18 protein-coding genes are annotated in these 16,761 nt (G+C 70.3%); 6 read left to right on the top strand and 12 right to left on the bottom strand.

Annotated elements, in window-relative coordinates; translation table 11 throughout:
• Positions 1-114: 114 nt before the first annotated feature.
• Both ACZ4IF_RS37625 and ACZ4IF_RS37620 read right to left on the bottom strand, forming a co-directional pair.
• Positions 115-963, bottom strand: a complete 849-nt coding sequence (locus tag ACZ4IF_RS37625; protein WP_467571519.1) for a 3-hydroxyacyl-CoA dehydrogenase family protein — start codon at positions 961-963, stop codon at positions 115-117.
• 211 nt (positions 964-1,174) lie between these two features.
• Complete coding sequence (locus ACZ4IF_RS37620) at positions 1,175-1,816, bottom strand: TetR/AcrR family transcriptional regulator (protein ID WP_467571516.1); 642 nt, start codon at positions 1,814-1,816, stop codon at positions 1,175-1,177.
• Positions 1,817-1,897: 81 nt separating this feature from the next.
• On the opposite strand from ACZ4IF_RS37620, the gene ACZ4IF_RS37615 reads away from it, so the two are divergent.
• From ACZ4IF_RS37615 to ACZ4IF_RS37605, 3 genes are read left to right on the top strand one after another with little or no spacing between them, the layout of a single operon-like run.
• Positions 1,898-2,680, top strand: a complete 783-nt coding sequence (locus tag ACZ4IF_RS37615) for an ATP-binding cassette domain-containing protein (RefSeq protein WP_467571513.1) — start codon at positions 1,898-1,900, stop codon at positions 2,678-2,680.
• Between the two features lie 10 nt (positions 2,681-2,690).
• A complete protein-coding gene (locus tag ACZ4IF_RS37610) occupies positions 2,691-3,440 on the top strand; it encodes an ABC transporter permease (protein WP_359499880.1) in 750 nt (249 codons plus the stop codon).
• Positions 3,441-3,453: 13 nt separating this feature from the next.
• Positions 3,454-4,026, top strand: a complete 573-nt coding sequence (locus ACZ4IF_RS37605) for a cob(I)yrinic acid a,c-diamide adenosyltransferase (RefSeq protein WP_028804238.1) — start codon at positions 3,454-3,456, stop codon at positions 4,024-4,026.
• A 146-nt stretch (positions 4,027-4,172) separates the two neighbouring features.
• On the opposite strand, the gene ACZ4IF_RS37600 is transcribed toward ACZ4IF_RS37605, so the two are convergent.
• From ACZ4IF_RS37600 to ACZ4IF_RS37580, 5 genes are read right to left on the bottom strand one after another with little or no spacing between them, the layout of a single operon-like run.
• Positions 4,173-4,394, bottom strand: coding sequence for a hypothetical protein (locus ACZ4IF_RS37600; protein WP_467571508.1), 222 nt, complete (start codon positions 4,392-4,394; stop codon positions 4,173-4,175).
• Positions 4,364-4,750 (bottom strand): hypothetical protein, encoded by a 387-nt coding sequence (locus ACZ4IF_RS37595; protein ID WP_467571505.1) that lies wholly within the window; start codon positions 4,748-4,750, stop codon positions 4,364-4,366. The genes ACZ4IF_RS37600 and ACZ4IF_RS37595 overlap by 31 nt, the downstream gene beginning before the upstream one ends.
• Before the next feature lie 51 nt (positions 4,751-4,801).
• Positions 4,802-6,265 carry a sensor histidine kinase gene (locus ACZ4IF_RS37590; RefSeq protein ID WP_467571502.1) on the bottom strand — a complete coding sequence of 488 codons (1,464 nt, stop codon included), beginning with the start codon at positions 6,263-6,265 and terminating at the stop codon, positions 4,802-4,804.
• Entirely contained in the window at positions 6,262-6,942 is a 681-nt protein-coding gene (locus ACZ4IF_RS37585) for a response regulator transcription factor (RefSeq protein ID WP_359499872.1), read from the bottom strand. Before ACZ4IF_RS37585 ends, ACZ4IF_RS37590 begins: the two co-directional genes overlap by 4 nt.
• 15 nt (positions 6,943-6,957) lie before the next feature.
• Complete coding sequence (locus tag ACZ4IF_RS37580) at positions 6,958-7,536, bottom strand: hypothetical protein (protein ID WP_467571500.1); 579 nt, start codon at positions 7,534-7,536, stop codon at positions 6,958-6,960.
• Between the two features lie 153 nt (positions 7,537-7,689).
• Here ACZ4IF_RS37580 and ACZ4IF_RS37575 point away from each other — a divergent pair, with 153 nt between their 5' ends.
• The 3 genes from ACZ4IF_RS37575 to ACZ4IF_RS37565 all read left to right on the top strand — a co-directional run bounded on the left by ACZ4IF_RS37575 (position 7,690) and on the right by ACZ4IF_RS37565 (position 11,495).
• Positions 7,690-8,874: a sensor histidine kinase gene (locus tag ACZ4IF_RS37575; protein WP_467571498.1), complete on the top strand. Its 1,185-nt coding sequence runs from the start codon at positions 7,690-7,692 to the stop codon at positions 8,872-8,874.
• Positions 8,871-9,512 (top strand): response regulator transcription factor, encoded by a 642-nt coding sequence (locus ACZ4IF_RS37570; protein WP_359499865.1) that lies wholly within the window; start codon positions 8,871-8,873, stop codon positions 9,510-9,512. The genes ACZ4IF_RS37575 and ACZ4IF_RS37570 overlap by 4 nt, the downstream gene beginning before the upstream one ends.
• A 147-nt stretch (positions 9,513-9,659) precedes the next feature.
• Positions 9,660-11,495 (top strand): glycosyl hydrolase family 18 protein, encoded by a 1,836-nt coding sequence (locus tag ACZ4IF_RS37565; RefSeq protein ID WP_467571495.1) that lies wholly within the window; start codon positions 9,660-9,662, stop codon positions 11,493-11,495.
• An 83-nt stretch (positions 11,496-11,578) separates the two neighbouring features.
• On the opposite strand, the gene ACZ4IF_RS37560 is transcribed toward ACZ4IF_RS37565, so the two are convergent.
• The 5 genes from ACZ4IF_RS37560 to atpA all read right to left on the bottom strand — a co-directional run bounded on the left by ACZ4IF_RS37560 (position 11,579) and on the right by atpA (position 16,634).
• Positions 11,579-12,025, bottom strand: a complete 447-nt coding sequence (locus tag ACZ4IF_RS37560; RefSeq protein WP_095936681.1) for a DUF2550 domain-containing protein — start codon at positions 12,023-12,025, stop codon at positions 11,579-11,581.
• 138 nt (positions 12,026-12,163) lie between these two features.
• On the bottom strand, positions 12,164-12,538 hold the full coding sequence (locus ACZ4IF_RS37555) for a F0F1 ATP synthase subunit epsilon (RefSeq protein ID WP_028804231.1): 375 nt from the start codon (positions 12,536-12,538) through the stop codon (positions 12,164-12,166).
• A 128-nt stretch (positions 12,539-12,666) separates the two neighbouring features.
• The gene (atpD, locus tag ACZ4IF_RS37550) at positions 12,667-14,103 is read right to left on the bottom strand and encodes a F0F1 ATP synthase subunit beta (RefSeq protein ID WP_467571491.1); all 1,437 of its coding nucleotides are present in this window, start codon (positions 14,101-14,103) and stop codon (positions 12,667-12,669) included.
• Positions 14,103-15,020: a F0F1 ATP synthase subunit gamma gene (locus ACZ4IF_RS37545; protein ID WP_467571488.1), complete on the bottom strand. Its 918-nt coding sequence runs from the start codon at positions 15,018-15,020 to the stop codon at positions 14,103-14,105. Before ACZ4IF_RS37545 ends, atpD begins: the two co-directional genes overlap by 1 nt.
• 21 nt (positions 15,021-15,041) lie before the next feature.
• Positions 15,042-16,634: a F0F1 ATP synthase subunit alpha gene (gene atpA / locus ACZ4IF_RS37540; RefSeq protein WP_028804228.1), complete on the bottom strand. Its 1,593-nt coding sequence runs from the start codon at positions 16,632-16,634 to the stop codon at positions 15,042-15,044.
• Positions 16,635-16,761 lie beyond the last annotated feature (127 nt).

Genomic DNA, 16,761 nt, shown 5'->3' with positions numbered 1-16,761 from the left:
GTTGCCGTCTGTAAGCGAACCGATACCGAATTCACCTCATGGAGTGATGCCCCAGAGGATCGTGCGGATCCCGTGCCGGATGCGGCGCCCGGTGTCCGGGCGCCGCGTGGTCGTTCAGTGCTTGTAGAAGCCCTGCCCGCTCTTGCGCCCGATGTCACCGGCGTCAACCATCCGGCGCATCAGCTCCGGCGGTGCGAACTTCTCGTCCTGGGTCTCGGTGTAGATGTTGCCGGTGGCGTGCAGCAGGATGTCGACGCCCGTCAGGTCGGCCGTGGCCAGCGGGCCCATGGCGTGCCCGAAGCCCAGCTTGCAGGCCAGGTCGATGTCCTCGGCGGTCGCCACGCCGGACTCGTACAGCTTCGTCGCCTCGACGACGAGGGCCGAGATGAGGCGCGTCGTGACGAAGCCGGCCACGTCGCGGTTGACGACGATGCAGGTCTTGCCGACGGACTCGGCGAACTCCCGCGCGGTGGCGAGCGCTTCGTCGCTCGTCTTGTAGCCGCGGACCAGCTCGACGAGCTGCATCATCGGCACCGGCGAGAAGAAGTGCACGCCGACGACGCGCTCCGGGCGCTCGGTGACCGCCGCGATCTTGGTGATCGGGATCGCGGAGGTGTTGGAGGCGAGGACGGCGTCGTCGCGGACGATCTTGTCGAGCGTCCGGAAGATCTCGTGCTTGACCTCGAGCTTCTCGAAGACGGCCTCGACGACGATGTCGGCGTCGGCGGCCGCGTCCAGGTCGGTGGTGGCGGTGATGCGCGCGAGCGCCGCGTCGGCGTCCGCCGCTTCCAGCTTGCCCTTGCTCACGAACTTGTCGTACGAGGCCTTGATGCCGTCGAGGCCACGGGTGAGGGCCTGGTCGGTGACGTCGCGCAGGACGACGTCCCAGCCCGCCTGCGCGGAGACCTGGGCGATGCCGGACCCCATGAGTCCGGCTCCGATGACGGCAAGCTTCCGTGCCACTCCGACTCCCCTACTGCGTTTCCCCGGGGGGACGCCCCCCGGACCCCCAGCCGAAAGAAAGGTCAGCTGGGTCGACCGGCGCTGACTTCGCAAGGCGACCCCGGGTAACCCTGAGTTGCCTCTCCGGCGGACCCTAGCGCTCGTGAGGGCCTGTGTGACCGGTAAGTAATGCGCGTCACGTCTCATCTGACGGACATCACACCGGCACGGGTCATTGCGCCGCCCGTACGGCGTAGTTGAGGACCTTCTCGCTCAAAAGGTCCTCCATGTCGTCGAGGAGGACGAGCACCTCGCGTGACACTTCGCCCGGATCGCGACCGGCCATCATCTTCCTGCCGATGACGGACATCACGGTCTGGTGGATCCAGTTGATCTGGCCGGCCACCAGACCGGGCAGCGGGTCGTCGTCGGGCGCGCCGGTCTCCTCACGCAGCGCCTCCTCCAGGTTGTCGAGGACCTCCTGGGCGATCGCCCACAATCGCGAGCGGAGCGCGGGGGCTTCGTGGATGACATGCATGAAGCGGGCGTAACCGGCCATCAGGCCGAGCCGCGGCGAGACGGCTTCCGTCTCCTCGCGCAGTTCGCGCAGGACCGCGGCGGCGGCGGACTCGCCCGTGTTCCGGCCGCGCACCCAGCGAGCCAGTCGGTCGACGACCCCCTGGGAGCGGTCGAGGAAGAGGTCCTCCTTGGCCGGGAAGTAGTTGTAGACGGTGTTCACGGAGACGTTCGCCGCGTCCGCGACCTCCGCGACCGTGACCGCGTCGAAGCCCCGTTCCAGGAACAGCCCCGTGGCGACGTCCGAGATGTACTGCCTGGTCTGGCGCTTCTTCCGCTCCCTGAGCCCTTCAGCCATGCCCGCATCGTAACTTTCGCTGGAGCTCCTGAAATCTTGGAGTCATTGCAAAATTTCAGTGACTCTGTTTTTCTGGGCGGCATGGCAATCATCAGTACGGCCGGCCTGGCCCGTACCTTCCAGACGAAGAGCGGCCCCGTGGAGGCGGTGCGCGGCATCGACCTCACCGTGCGGCCGGGCGAGATCCTCGGATTCCTCGGCCCGAACGGCGCGGGCAAGACGACCACGCTCCGGATGCTCACCACCCTGCTCGCGCCGACGGGCGGCGCCGCCACGGTCGCGGGCCACGACCTGGCCACCGATCCGGCCGGGGTGCGCCGGGCCTGCGGCTACGTCGCGCAGTCGGGCGGCGTCGACGGGCAGATCACCGCGCGGGAGGAACTGGTCACCCAGGGCCGCCTGTACCGCCTGCCGAAGGACCGAGCCGTGGAGCGCGCCGAGGAACTGGCCCACGACCTCGGCCTGACCGAGCTGCTGGACCGCAGGACGTCGGCGCTCTCCGGCGGCCGGCGGCGCCGCCTGGACATCGCGATGGCCCTCACGCACCGGCCCCCGGTGCTCTTCCTGGACGAGCCGACGACCGGTCTGGACCCGGGCAGCCGCGCCGACCTCTGGGACCTGATCCGCCGTCTGCGCGACGACCACGGCACGACGGTGTTCCTCACCACCCACTATCTGGACGAGGCCGACGCCCTCTCCGACCGCCTGGTGATCGTCGACCGGGGCGTGGTCGCCGCCGAGGGCACGCCGGACGCCTTGAAACTCGCGTACGCCGGCTCGGCCGACGCCTCGCTCCAGGACACCTTCCTCGCCGTCACCGGACGCGGGCCGGCCCCGGCCGGCACCGCCCCCGTAGCCGTATAGGACCGCCCCGATGCTTCTTCACGACACCGCGCTCATCTACGGCCGGTACCTGCGCCAGTCGCTGCGCTCGCGCTTCGCGCTGCTCTTCGGCGTGCTGATGCCGCTGCTCTACCTGCTGTTCTTCGGGCCCCTGCTCACCGGGCTGCCGCTGGGCGGGCGGGGCAGCTCGTGGCAGCTGCTGGTGCCCGGACTACTGCTCCAACTCGGGCTGTTCGGCGCCGCGTTCGCGGGCTTCGCCGTCATCATCGAGAACGGCCAGGGGGTGCTGGAGCGGATGCGGGTGACACCCGTCAGCCGGCTCGCCCTGCTGCTCGGCCGGGTGCTGCGCGACGCCACCGTCTTCGTCTTCCAGGCGGTGCTGCTGGTGCTGGCCGCGGTGGCGATGGGGCTGCGCGCCCCGCTGCCGGGCGTGCTCATCGGATTCGCGTTCGTCGCGCTGCTCACCGTCTCGCTGGGCTCGCTGTCGTACGCGATGGCGATGAAGGTCGCCACCCCGCAGGAGTTCGGTCCCGCGGTCAACGCCCTGACCATGCCGTCCATGCTCCTGTCCGGCCTGATGCTGCCGATGAGCCTCGCGCCGGGCTGGCTGGACGTGCTCTCCCACTTCGTCCCGTTCCGCTATCTGGTGGACGCGGTGCGCGACGCGTACGTGGGCTCGTACGCCACGGCCCACATGCTGTACGGCGTCGTCGTGGCCCTCGGCTTCACCGCGCTCTCCGTGACGGTGGGCACACGGGTCTTCCGGACGGCCGGAGCATAACTACGCTGGCCCCATGGTCAATCTGACACGCATCTACACCAGGACCGGCGACCAGGGCACCACGGCCCTCGGTGACATGAGCAGGGTCGCCAAGACCGACCTGCGGATCTCGGCGTACGCCGACGCCAACGAGGCGAACGCGGTGATCGGCACGGCGATCGCGCTCGGCGGACTCGACGAGGAGATCATCACGGTCCTCACCCGTGTGCAGAACGACCTGTTCGACGTGGGCGCGGACCTGTCGACGCCGGTGGTCGAGAACCCGCAGTTCCCGCCGCTGCGGGTGGAGCAGTTCTACATCGACAAGCTGGAGGCGGACTGCGACCGCTTCAACGAGCGGCTGGAGAAGCTGCGCTCCTTCATCCTGCCCGGCGGCACCCCCGGAGCGGCACTGCTGCACCAGGCCTGCACGGTGGTCCGCCGTGCGGAGCGGTCCACGTGGGCCGCGCTGGAGGTGCACGGCGAGGCCATGAACCCGCTCACCGCGACCTACCTCAACAGGCTGTCCGACCTGCTGTTCATCCTGGCCCGCACGGCGAACGGCGAGGTCGGGGACGTGCTCTGGGTCCCGGGCGGGGAGCGCTAGCTCTCCGCGCCCGAAGCCATCGGGACGGCGAGGGGCGCCCCGGCCGGTCCGCGTCGCGCGGACCGGTATGCCGTGGGCGCTCCTCGCCTTCTTCTTTCCCGCAGTCACCGACCCGCTTCTTTCCCGCGGTCACCGGCCCGCGCCCGTCACTTGTCGGTGCGCGCGTCCCGGTCGGCCTCCGCCGCCGCCGACTCTGCGGCGTCCACCTTCTTCTGCATGTCGGCGTATCCCGAAGGGGTCGACGACGACGGCTGGTCCGCCGGGCCGTCGTGCGCCCCGCAGCCCGCGGCGAGTCCCAGGGCGAGCAGGACCGCCGGCAGGACCCGCAGCCCGCGCATCAGCTCGCCCCGTTGTCGTGGTCCGCGCACCAGGTGCGGACGTCCTTCAGATCCTTCTGCCGCTGCTGAAGCGTCGTCACCAGCGACGTGCGGAAGGTCAGCCGGTCCTTCAGGTAGGTGGCGATCTCGTCGTGCCCCGCCTTCTTCGCGTTGGCCACGCGCTGCTCCAGCCGGGCGACCGAGCCACGCCTGCCCGGGCCCGCCTGGAGGCGCTTGAGCGCCCGGTCGATCCGGTGGTCGATCTTCGGCGCCCGCTTGCACAGCGCCTGCGCCCCGTCGCCCGTCGGCCCCGCCGCGGGAGAGCTCTCCGCCGAGGCCGCGCCCGTGACACCCGCGAGCAGTGCCACCGTGGCCAGCCCCGCGATGAGCGGCCGTCGTATGTACATGTGCGTCTCCGTTCCCCGGACGGCCCCGTCGTCCGTCCGCCGCAGCGGAGGCTAGGAGGCGTCCTTGGGGAAACTCTGTGACCGGTTTGCCCCCACTGTGCCGATCAGCCAGTCCCTGCGTCCGGGCAGTTCGCCGCTCCCGCGCGGCAGCCGCACCTCGAAGCGCGCCCCGGTGCCGTCCGGGCCGTCGGCCACCGTGACGCTCCCCCGGTGCAGCGCCGTCTGCTGGGCGACCAGGGTCAGGCCGAGGCCGGAACCGGTGCTGGCCGGGCCCCGCCGGAAGCGTTCGAAGATCTGGGCGCGGGCCTCGGGCGGCACGCCCGGTCCGCGGTCGTCCACCGTGATCACCACCTGCTCCCCCGCTTCCCGCACGGCCACCGTCACCTCGGCCGGCCGCTCCTCGTCCCGGCCGTGGGCGAGCGCGTTGGCGAGAAGGTTGTCGAGCAGCAGTCGCAGGCCGGGTTCCCAGCCGTGGACGGTGAGCCCGGGGGCCGTGTGCAGGGTGATCCGGGCTCCGGGGGCGCGCCGCCGTGCCTCGGCCACCGCTGCGTCGGCGGCCTCCGGCAGGTCGACGGTCCGCAGCGCCTCCGCCTCCACCAGGTCCCCGCGCCCCAGTTCGCGCAGCATCACCAGCAGGCCGAGCAGCCGGGCGTGTTCGCGGCGCAGGTCGGTGAGGACCTCGGTGCGGTCCGGGTCGGGGAGGTCTGGATGGTCGGCGAGGATGTCGAGGTTGGTGCCCATGCTCATCAGCGGGGTGCGCAGTTCGTGCGAGGCCGCGGTGGCGAAGGAACGCGCGGTGTCCAGGGCCTCACCGGTGCGCACTGCCTGGGCGTCGTAGCGGGCGAGGACCGTCTGCAGGGTGGCGGCCAGTTCGTCCACCTCCGTCAGCCCGGTCGGCTCGTGGTGCAGCCGTGCGGCGCTGGTCCGCGGGTCGAGGCCAGCGGCGCGACGGTTGAGGCGGCGCAGCGGGCGGCCCGCACCGGCGGCGACACCCCACGCGAGCAGGCCGGAGAGCGGGGCCGCGAGCAGCGCGGTGGTGACCACGCGCCGGCGCACGAGATGGAGTTGGGTGCGGTCTGCGGTGTCCGGCGCGAAGACCCACAGGGTGCCCGAGACGCGGGCGCCCGCGACCGGCACGGACAGTGCCCGCCAGCTGTCGCCTTTGGCGCGGACGGTCACGGGAGCGGAAGCGCGGTCCGGCAGCGGGACGGAGGGGTCCGGCTGCGGTCCGCCGCTGTACGTCGTCTCCGGTCCGACGACGCGTACGCCGACGTCGAGGGCGGCGCTGTAGAGCCGCCGTTCCCTGGTGTCGGCCGCCTTGGGCCGGTCGTTGGCGCCGGCCCGCAGCAGCGCGAGGGCGTCGGGGACGACGGCCGCGGCCCGCTTGCGCAGGTGGTCGTCCTCCACCCGGTGCAGGTCCCGGGAGACCAGCTGGAGCAGGAGCCAGCCGGAGGCCAGGACGAGCAGTGGCACGGTGAGTCCGACGGCGAGCCCGATGCGGGTCGAGAGCCTCACGGCTCCTCCCGCAGGACGAAGCCCACCCCGCGCACGGTGTGCACCAGCCGCCCGGCGCCGCCGGCCTCCAGTTTGCGGCGCAGATAGCTGACGAAGGTGTCCACCGCGTCGGTGCGCACATCAAAGTCGTAGCCCCACACGCGCTCCAGGAGCTGGTCGCGGGTGAGGACGAGCCCGGCGTTGCGGGCGAGCACCTCGAGGAGTTCGAATTCCCGCCGGGTCAGCTCCAGGGCCCTGCCGTCGCGCTCCGCGGTGCGGGCGGCCGGATCGACGACCAGGCCCGCCACCCGCAGCGTCTCGTGGCCCGTCGGGGGGCGGCGGCGCAGCAGGGCGTGCAGCCGGAGCACGAGTTCCTGGAGGGCGAACGGCTTGACCAGGTAGTCGTCGCCGCCCGCCTGGAGTCCGGCGATGCGGTCGGCGGTCTCGTCGAGCGCGGAGAGCATGAGCACCGGCAGGTCCCGCCCGTCGTCGCGGAGCCGGGTGCACACCTCGATGCCGCTCATACCGGGCATCGAGACGTCCAGGACGAGCACGTCCGGCGGCTCGTCGCGGACCGCGTCCAGCGCCTCCGGGCCGCTGTCCGCGGTGCGGACCCGGAAGCCGCTCAGTCGCAGCCCGCGTTCCAGTGACCGTCGTATCGCCGCGTCGTCGTCGACGACCAGCACCGCACCGCTCATGCGCCTCGCCCCTCCTCATCGCCCGGTCAGGGTACGGCCCTCCTTCTCGCGGACGGCAGCGGCCGGGCTCCTCTTGGGCCGGAGCAGGTAGGACAGCGCGATCAGCCCGTGGATCACGACGATCCGCAGGGCGACCCACTGCCAGGAGCGCAGCGGTCCGGTGTCGCCGGAGTCGCCCACGTACCGGACCGCGGACTGGAGCAGGGCGACGGCGACCGCGGCGGCGAGCAGTGTGCGCAGCCAGAGCCGGCCCTCGTACCGGGCACGGGCCGTCCCGTGGCGGGGCGGTTTCGGCGGGCGCGGGCCGCCGGCCAGCCGGTGGGCCGCATGGTCGTCGAGCCGTCGGACCGTGAAGTGTCCGTAGCCGACGGTGAAGCCGATGTAGAGCGCCGCCAGGCCGTGTTCCCAGCCCGGCTCGCCCCCGTTCCTGAGGTCGACGGCCGTCGCCACGAACAGCACCACCTCCAGCAGCGGCTCGCACAGCAGCAGCGCCGCGCCGGTGCGCCGCAGTCTCAGCAGGTAGCGAGCCGTCAGGCCGGCGGCGAGCAGCACCCAGAAGCCCACCTCGCAGGCGATGACCAGTGCGACGATCACGGTTCGCTCCTCTCGCTCGTCGTTCCAGGCTCACCGCTGCGGACGCGCGCTTCGTCGTCGGCGGTGACGAAACCGCGGTACATCGAAAGATGCAGTCGGGGACCGTTCCCCGGGAGCACGCGGGCGGTGCGGCGGCCGTGTTGGATGGAGGGCATGGCCCTGACGCTCCCCCGCCCGCACCGCGACGACGTGCGCATCGCGGTCGGCGGGCTGCTCGGCGGGCTCGCGCTGTGGGGCGTCGGTCTCCACAGCCGTGGCCCGAGCGATCCGATGGCGCGCGTCGACCAGGGCTGGGCGGTCCTCGTCCCGCTGGCCGTCCTGACCGGCTGTGAGCTGATGCGGCGCACCCGGCCGCGGACCGCCCTGCTCATCGGCACGGCCGCCCTCGTGGCGGATCTGCTGACGCGGGGCAGCCTGGCCAGCGTGGTGATGTTCACGGACCTGGTGTACGCGGCGGTCCTGTACGGCTCGCCGGCCGCGGCCCGCCGCATTCCCTGGGTCACGGGGCTGGTCACGGTGATCTCGACGGTGTGGCCGGTCGCGCTGTGGCGGAAGCCGGAGGGCCTGCTGATCGGGGCGTTCTGCGGTCTGGTGACCTTCACCCCGGCGGCCACCGGCTGGATCGTCCGCAACCACCGTGACACCGCCGTCGCGGAACGGCTGCGTGCCGAACAGACGGCGCTGCTGGCCGAGATGGACCGGGTCCAGGCGATCACGGCCGAACGGGCCCGGATGGCAAGGGAGTTGCACGACATGGTCGCCAACCACCTGTCCGCCATCGCCATCCACTCCACAGCCGCGCTCTCGCTCAGCGATCCGAAGACGTCCGAGGACGCCCTCGCCGTCATCCGGGAGAACAGCGTCGAGGGGCTCGCCGAGATGCAGCGGCTGATCGGCATCCTGCGCGACGGCGGCGGGGACGACGGGCCGGCCGCGGCGCCCACTCTGGACGGGCTCGGCGCGCTGGTGGACGGCGCACGCGCCAACGGGCTGGAGGTCGCGCTCAGCGCGGACCACGGCAAGGTGCCCGCGCCGGTCGAGCTCGCCGCGTACCGCATCGTCCAGGAGTCCCTGACCAACGCCCTCAAGCACGCGGGCCGCGGCCCGGTGACGGTCGCGCTGGCGCTGCGGGACGACTGGCTGACCACGCGGGTCACCAGTCCGTACGCCGACCGGGACCGTCCGCGGGCACCGGGCTCGGGGGCCGGCCTGGTCGGCATGCGGGAACGGGTGGCCCTGCTGCACGGCACGTTCGAGGCCGGTCCCGAGGACTCGCCCGCCGGGAAGGTCTGGACCGTACGGGCCGCCCTGCCCCTGAACCGAGGAGAGGCCGCATGATCCGGGTGGTCGTCGCCGAGGACCAGTCCGCCGTGCGCGCCGGGCTCGTCCTCATCCTGCGCAGCGCGCCCGACATCGAGGTGGTCGGCGAGGCCTCGGACGGCGAGGAGGCGGTGCGGCAGGCTCGCCTGCTACGGCCGGACCTGGTCCTGATGGACGTGCAGATGCCCCGGCTGGACGGGGTGTCGGCCACCCGTCAGGTCGTCGCCGAGCGGCTCGCCGATGTCCTGGTGCTCACCACCTTCGACCTCGACGCGTACGTGTTCGGAGCGCTGCGCGCGGGCGCCGCCGGCTTCCTGCTGAAGAACACCGAGGCGCGGGACCTGCTCACGGCGGTCCGGACGGTGGCGCGCGGGGAGGGGGTCGTCGCACCGGCGGTCACGCGCCGGCTGATCGCGGAGTTCGCCGCCGGGCCGGTGCGCGAGCCGTCCGCCGACGCGGCCGTGCTGGACGCCCTGACCCGGCGGGAGCGCGAGGTGCTGTCCTGTCTCGGCGAGGGGCTGTCGAACGCGGAGATCGCGGCGCGCCTGGACATGGCGGAGGCGACGGCGAAGACCCACGTCAGCCGTCTGCTGGGGAAGCTGGAGATGCGCAACAGGGTGCAAGCAGCGGTGCTGGCCCAGGAGTTGGGCGTCTAGCGCGCCGTACTGACACCGCATCACCCTCACTGGTCCAGACCTATTGACCTATGGTCCAGACCTTTCTATTCTCGCCGCACTGCGCTTAGCCATGCCCACGACACCGCCTGGCCCCCACAGGCGATCAGACTCAAGAGGAGAGGCATCATGCGCTTCCGGCAGAGAGCCCGACACAGAACAGTGGCGGGGCTCACCACCCTGCTCCTCCCCCTCGCCGCACTGGTCGGCCTCGCGGGCCCCGCCCACGCGGCCGCCGGCGCCAAGGCCACGTACACCAAGACCCAGGACTGGGGTACCGGCTTCGAAGGCAAGTGGACGGTCACCAACACCGGTACCACCAGCATCAGTTCCTGGACCGTCGAGTGGGACTTCCCCTCCGGCACATCGGTCACCTCGGCCTGGGACGCCGACGTCACCTCCTCCGGCAACCACTGGACCGCCAAGAACAAGTCCTACAACGGCACCCTCGCCGCGGGCGCCTCCGTCTCCTTCGGCTTCAACGGCTCCGGATCCGGCTCACCCTCCAACTGCAAGCTCAACGGCGACAGTTGTGACGGCACCACCGTCCCCGGGGACGCGGCCCCCTCCGCGCCCGGCACCCCGACCGCCTCCGCGATCACCGACACCTCGGTGAAGCTGTCCTGGTCCGCCGCGAGCGACGACAAGGGCGTCAAGAACTACGACGTCCTGCGCGACGGCGCCAAGGTCGCGACCGTGACCACGACCTCGTACTCGGACACCGGCCTGACCGCCGGCACCGACTACTCGTACACCGTCCAGGCCCGTGACACCGCCGACCAGACCGGACCGGTCAGCGGCGCGGTCGCCGTGCACACCACGGGCGGCACCACCGACCCGCCGCCCACCGGCGACAAGGTCAGGCTCGGCTACTTCACCGAGTGGGGCATCTACGGCCGCAACTACAACGTCAAGAACCTGGTGACGTCCGGCTCCGCCGCCAAGATCACGCACATCAACTACGCCTTCGGCAACGTCACGAACGGCCAGTGCGCCATCGGCGACTCCTACGCCGACTACGACAAGGCCTTCACCGCCGACCAGTCCGTCAGCGGTACCGCCGACACCTGGGACCAGCCGCTGCGCGGAAACTTCAACCAGCTGCGCCAGCTGAAGGCCAAGTACCCGAACATCAAGGTGCTGTGGTCCTTCGGCGGCTGGACCTGGTCCGGCGGCTTCGCGCAGGCGGCGGCCAACCCGACCGCCTTCGCCCAGTCCTGCTACAACCTGGTCGAGGACCCGCGCTGGGCCGACGTCTTCGACGGCATCGACATCGACTGGGAGTACCCGAACGCCTGCGGCCTGAGCTGCGACACCAGCGGGGCGGCGGCCTACAAGAACCTGATGCAGGCGCTGCGCGCCAAGTTCGGCTCGAACAACCTGGTCACCGCGGCCACCACCGCGGACGGCTCCTCCGGCGGCAAGATCGACGCCGCCGACTACGCGGGCGCCGCGCAGTACGTCGACTGGTACAACGTGATGACGTACGACTTCTTCGGCGCCTGGGCCGCCCAGGGCCCGACGGCCCCGCACTCCCCGCTCACCTCGTACAGCGGCATCCCGACGGCAGGCTTCACCACGGCCGACGCGATCGCCAAGTACAAGGCGAAGGGCGTGCCCGCGAGCAAGCTGCTGATCGGCATCGGCTTCTACGGGCGCGGCTGGACCGGCGTCACCCAGGACGCCCCCGGCGGCACCGCGACCGGACCCGCCGCCGGCACGTACGAGCAGGGCATCGAGGACTACAAGGTCCTCAAGACGTCCTGCCCCGCCACCGGCACCATCGCCGGAACGGCGTACGCGCACTGCGGCAGCAACTGGTGGAGCTACGACACCCCGGCCACCATCGGGACCAAGATGACCTGGGCCAAGAACCAGGGCCTGGGCGGCGCGTTCTTCTGGGAGTTCAGCGGCGACACCAGCAACGGTGAACTCGTCAGCGCCATCAACAGCGGCCTGTCGTAGGAAAGTCGGAACACCGGGGCGTCATCGACGCCCCTCCCCGGACCCGGTCCGGGACATCTCACCCGGCGGGTGGACGTGACCTCTCAGGCCACGTTCACCCGCTGTCCGGGTGGAGCGGCCTCCAGCCACGCGAGGAATCCCGTCAGGGCGTCCTCGCTCATCGCCAGTTCGAGCCGTGTCCCGCGGTGCAGACAGGCGAGGATGATGGCGTCGGAGAGCAGGGCCAGCTCCTCCTCGCCCTCCGGGGCGCGGCGGCCGGCCACCTCGATCGCGGAACGCTCCAGCACACGACGCGGGCGCGGTGCGTAGGAGAAGACGCGATACCACTCGATGCGGTCGCCGTTGTAGCGGGCCACCCCGTAGCTCCAGCCCTTTCCGCTGGGATCGCCGTCCTCCGGGACGTCCCACCGCAGGCTGCAGTCGAACGTGCCGCCGGACCGCTGGATCAGCCGACGACGGAGGCCGAAGACGAAAAGGCCCACGACCACGAGCGCCACTACCAACCCACACACAGTCAGAGCGAGGACCATCGACACCGACCTCCTCGTCTCCTAGGTAAAGCAGGTAATGAAACGGAAAAAAGCACCCGCATCGCCTCAGCCGCGGCCCGGTCTGGATGTCTCCAGTCCCGGCCGCGGCTGAGTCACGTCATTCCGTGCGCGCTGGGGTCAGCGCGCCGCCACCGCCCGCAGGCGGACGTCCGCGCGACGCTCGGCGGAGGCATCGCCCTCCGCCTTCGCGCGCTCGAGCTCCCGCTCCGCACGCTGGACGTCGATCTCGTCCGACAGCTCGGCGATCTCGGCCAGCAGTGACAGCTTGTTGTCGGCGAACGAGATGAAACCGCCGTGCACCGCGGCGACGACCGTTCCACCATCACTCGTACGGATGGTCACCGGGCCCGACTCCAGCACACCGAGCAGCGGCTGGTGACCGGGCATGACGCCGATGTCGCCGGACGCGGTACGCGCGACGACCAGGGTGGCCTCGCCGGACCAGACACTGCGGTCCGCGGCGACGAGCTCGACGTGCAGCTCAGCAGCCAAGGTGGGCTCCTCGGGTCACCACCCGGCGTTGCTGCCGGGTGTTGGGTCAAAGTCTAGTAGGCGTACGGAGGGGGACGGGACGCGCCCCGCGAGGTGCGGCCCCGCCCCCCTCACGCAGAACACGAGGTTCAGGAGACGCCGAGCTCCTTGGCGTTGGCCTTGAGGTCCTCCAGGCCACCGCACATGAAGAACGCCTGCTCCGGGAAGTGGTCGTACTCACCGTCGATGATCGCGTTGAAGGCCGCGATCGACTCGTCCAGCGGGACGTCCGACCCGTCGACGCCGGTGAACTGCTTGGCGACGTGGGTGTTCTGGGACAGGAAGCGCTCCACGCGACGGGCACGGTGGACGGTGAGCTTGTCCTCTTCGCCCAGCTCGTCGATACCGAGGATCGCGATGATGTCCTGGAGGTCCTTGTACTTCTGCAGCACCGACTTCACACGCATCGCGGCGGTGTAGTGGTCCTGCGCGATGTAGCGCGGGTCCAGGATGCGGGACGTGGAGTCCAGCGGGTCCACGGCCGGGTAGATGCCCTTCTCGGAGATCGGACGGGACAGAACCGTCGTCGCGTCGAGATGGGCGAACGTGGTGGCCGGGGCCGGGTCGGTCAGGTCGTCCGCGGGGACGTAGATCGCCTGCATCGAGGTGATCGAGTGACCACGGGTCGAGGTGATGCGCTCCTGGAGGAGACCCATCTCGTCGGCCAGGTTCGGCTGGTAGCCCACCGCGGAGGGCATGCGGCCGAGCAGCGTGGAGACCTCGGAACCGGCCTGGGTGAAGCGGAAGATGTTGTCGATGAAGAACAGCACGTCCTGCTTCTGCACATCGCGGAAGTACTCCGCCATGGTCAGACCGGCCAGGGCCACGCGCAGACGGGTGCCCGGGGGCTCGTCCATCTGACCGAAGACAAGGGCGGTCTTGTCGATGACGCCCGAGTCCGACATCTCCTCGATGAGGTCGTTGCCCTCACGGGTGCGCTCACCGACACCGGCGAACACGGAGACACCGTCGTGGTTGTTGGCGACGCGGTAGATCATCTCCTGGATGAGCACCGTCTTGCCGACGCCGGCACCACCGAACAGACCGATCTTTCCACCCTTGACGTACGGGGTGAGAAGGTCGATGACCTTGACGCCGGTCTCGAACATCTCGGTCTTCGACTCGAGCTCGTCGAAGTTGGGGGCCTTGCGGTGGATGGACCAGCGCTCGCCCGTGTACTTCTCGTCGACGTTCAGCACCTCACCGAGGGTGTTGAACACCTTGCCCTTGGTGAAGTCGCCGACCGGGACGGTGATGCCGTCGCCGGTGTCGGTGACCGGGGCCTGGCGGACCAGACCGTCGGTGGGCTGCATGGAGATCGTGCGGACCAGGCCGTCACCCAGGTGCTGGGCGACCTCCAGGGTCAGCGTCTTCTTCTCGCCGGCGTTGGCCGGGTCGGCCACCTCGACGTGAAGGGCGTTGTAGATGTCCGGCATCGCGTCGACGGGGAACTCCACGTCGACGACCGGACCGATGACCCGGGCGACGCGGCCCGTGGCAACGGCCGTCTCTGAAGTCGTCGTCATTACTTGTCACTCCCCGCGGTCGCGTCGGCAAGGGCGCTGGCGCCACCGACGATCTCGCTGATTTCCTGGGTGATTTCGGCCTGGCGGGCCGCGTTGGCAAGACGGGAGAGCGTGTTGATCAGCTCGCCCGCGTTGTCGGTCGCCGACTTCATCGCGCGGCGGGTGGCGGCGTGCTTGGAAGCAGCCGACTGGAGCAGCGCGTTGTAGATACGGCTCTCGACGTAGCGCGGCAGCAGGGCGTCGAGGACGTCCTCCGCCGACGGCTCGAACTCGAACAGCGGGAGGATCTCGCCCTTGCCGGACGCCTCCTCCGCCACCTCTTCGAGGCGAAGCGGAAGCAGTCGGCCGTCGATGGCCGTCTGCGTCATCATCGAGACGAACTCGGTGTAGACGATGTGGATCTCGTCCACGCCGCCGTCCGCCGTCTCCTTCTCGATGGCCTCGATGAGCGGACCCGCGACCTTCTTCGCGTCCGCGTAGCTGGGCTCGTCGGTGAAGCCCGTCCACTGCTCCGCGATCTTGCGCTCACGGAAGTTGTAGTGGGCGACACCGCGGCGGCCGACGATGTACGTGTCGACCTGCTTGCCCTCCGCCTCGAGGCGCGCCGTCAGCTGCTCGGCGGCCTTGATGGCGTTGGAGTTGAAGGCGCCGGCCAGTCCGCGGTCGCTCGTGAGGAGCAGCACCGCGGAACGGGTCGCCGTCTCCGCCTCCGTGGTCAGCGGGTGCTTGGTGTTCGAACCGGTACCGACCGCCGTGACCGCGCGGGTGAGCTCGGTCGCGTACGGCGTGGAGGCCCTCACCTTGCGCTGCGCCTTGACGACGCGCGAGGCGGCGATCATCTCCATCGCCTTGGTGATCTTCTTGGTCGCGGTGACGGATCGGATGCGACGCTTGTAGACCCGGAGCTGGGCTCCCATGAGTCAGGTCCCTTCCTTACGTCACTTGGCGGCAGCGGCCGGAGCGTCCTCGCCGAGCAGCTTGCCGTCAGAGGTCTCGAACTGCTTCTTGAAGTCCGCGATCGCGTCGGCAACGGCCGTCAGCGTGTCGTCCGACATCTTGCCGCCCTCCTTGATGGAGGTCATGAGGCCCTGCTCCTTGCGGTGCAGGTACTCCAGGAGCTCCTTCTCGAAGCGGCGGATGTCGGCGACCGGCACGTCGTCCATCTTGCCGGTGGTACCGGCCCACACGGAGACGACCTGGTCCTCGGTCGGCATCGGCTGGTACTGAGCCTGCTTGAGCAGCTCGACCATGCGCTGACCGCGCTCCAGCTGCGACTTCGACGCGGCGTCGAGGTCGGAACCGAAGGCGGCGAACGCCTCCAGCTCACGGAACTGGGCGAGGTCGACGCGCAGTCGGCCGGAGACCTGCTTCATCGCCTTGTGCTGGGCGGAACCACCGACACGGGAGACGGAGATACCGACGTTCAGCGCGGGACGCTGACCGGCGTTGAAGAGGTCCGACTCCAGGAAGCACTGGCCGTCGGTGATGGAGATGACGTTGGTCGGGATGAACGCCGACACGTCGTTCGCCTTGGTCTCGACGATCGGCAGACCCGTCATCGAACCGGCGCCCATGTCGTCGGAGAGCTTCGCGCAACGCTCCAGCAGACGGGAGTGCAGGTAGAAGACGTCACCCGGGTAGGCCTCGCGGCCCGGCGGGCGGCGCAGCAGCAGGGAGACGGCGCGGTAGGCGTCGGCCTGCTTCGAGAGGTCGTCGAAGATGATGAGGACGTGCTTGCCCTCGTACATCCACTGCTGGCCGATGGCCGAACCGGTGTACGGCGCCAGGTACTTGAAGCCCGCCGGGTCGGACGCCGGGGCGGCGACGATGGTCGTGTACTCGAGCGCGCCGGCCTCTTCCAGGGCACCGCGCACCGAGGCGATGGTGGAGCCCTTCTGACCGATGGCGACGTAGATGCAGCGGACCTGCTTCTTCGGGTCGCCGGTGCGCCAGTTGTCGCGCTGGTTGATGATCGTGTCGACGGCCAGGGCGGTCTTGCCGGTCTGGCGGTCGCCGATGATCAGCTGACGCTGGCCACGGCCGACGGGGGTCATCGCGTCGACGGCCTTGTAGCCGGTCTCCATCGGCTCGTGCACCGACTTGCGCTGCATGACCGTGGGGGCCTGCAGTTCGAGGGCGCGGCGGCCGGTGGTCTCGATCTCGCCGAGACCGTCAATCGGGTTGCCGAGCGGGTCGACAACGCGGCCGAGGTAGCCCTCGCCGACGGCGACGGACAGAACCTCTCCGGTGCGCTGCACCGGCTGGCCCTCCTCGATGCCGCTGAACTCGCCGAGGACGATGGCGCCGATCTCGCGCTCTTCCAGGTTCAGCGCGAGGCCGAGGGTGCCGTCCTCGAACTTCAGCAGTTCGTTGGCCATGGCCGAGGGCAGGCCCTCGACCTTCGCGATGCCGTCGCCGGCAAGGGTGACCGTACCGACCTCCTCGCGCGAGGCCGCGTCCGGCTTGTACGACTGGACAAAGTTCTCCAGCGCGTCCCGGATCTCCTCCGGCCGGATCGTGAGCTCCGCCATCTGGGTTCCCTGCTCTCCTTGTTGGGCCCGAAGTTTCACTTTGGGGGGATGGGGACTCCCCCCTAAGAGAGGTGAATCCTCTGCACGGCCCAACGAGGGCCGTAATTACGTACTTCTTTTTGAGTTG

The organism is Streptomyces sp. NPDC025784, from assembly GCF_055558435.1.
Note: the sequence above shows the minus strand (reverse complement) of the source record. Positions and strands in the feature narration are given on the sequence as shown.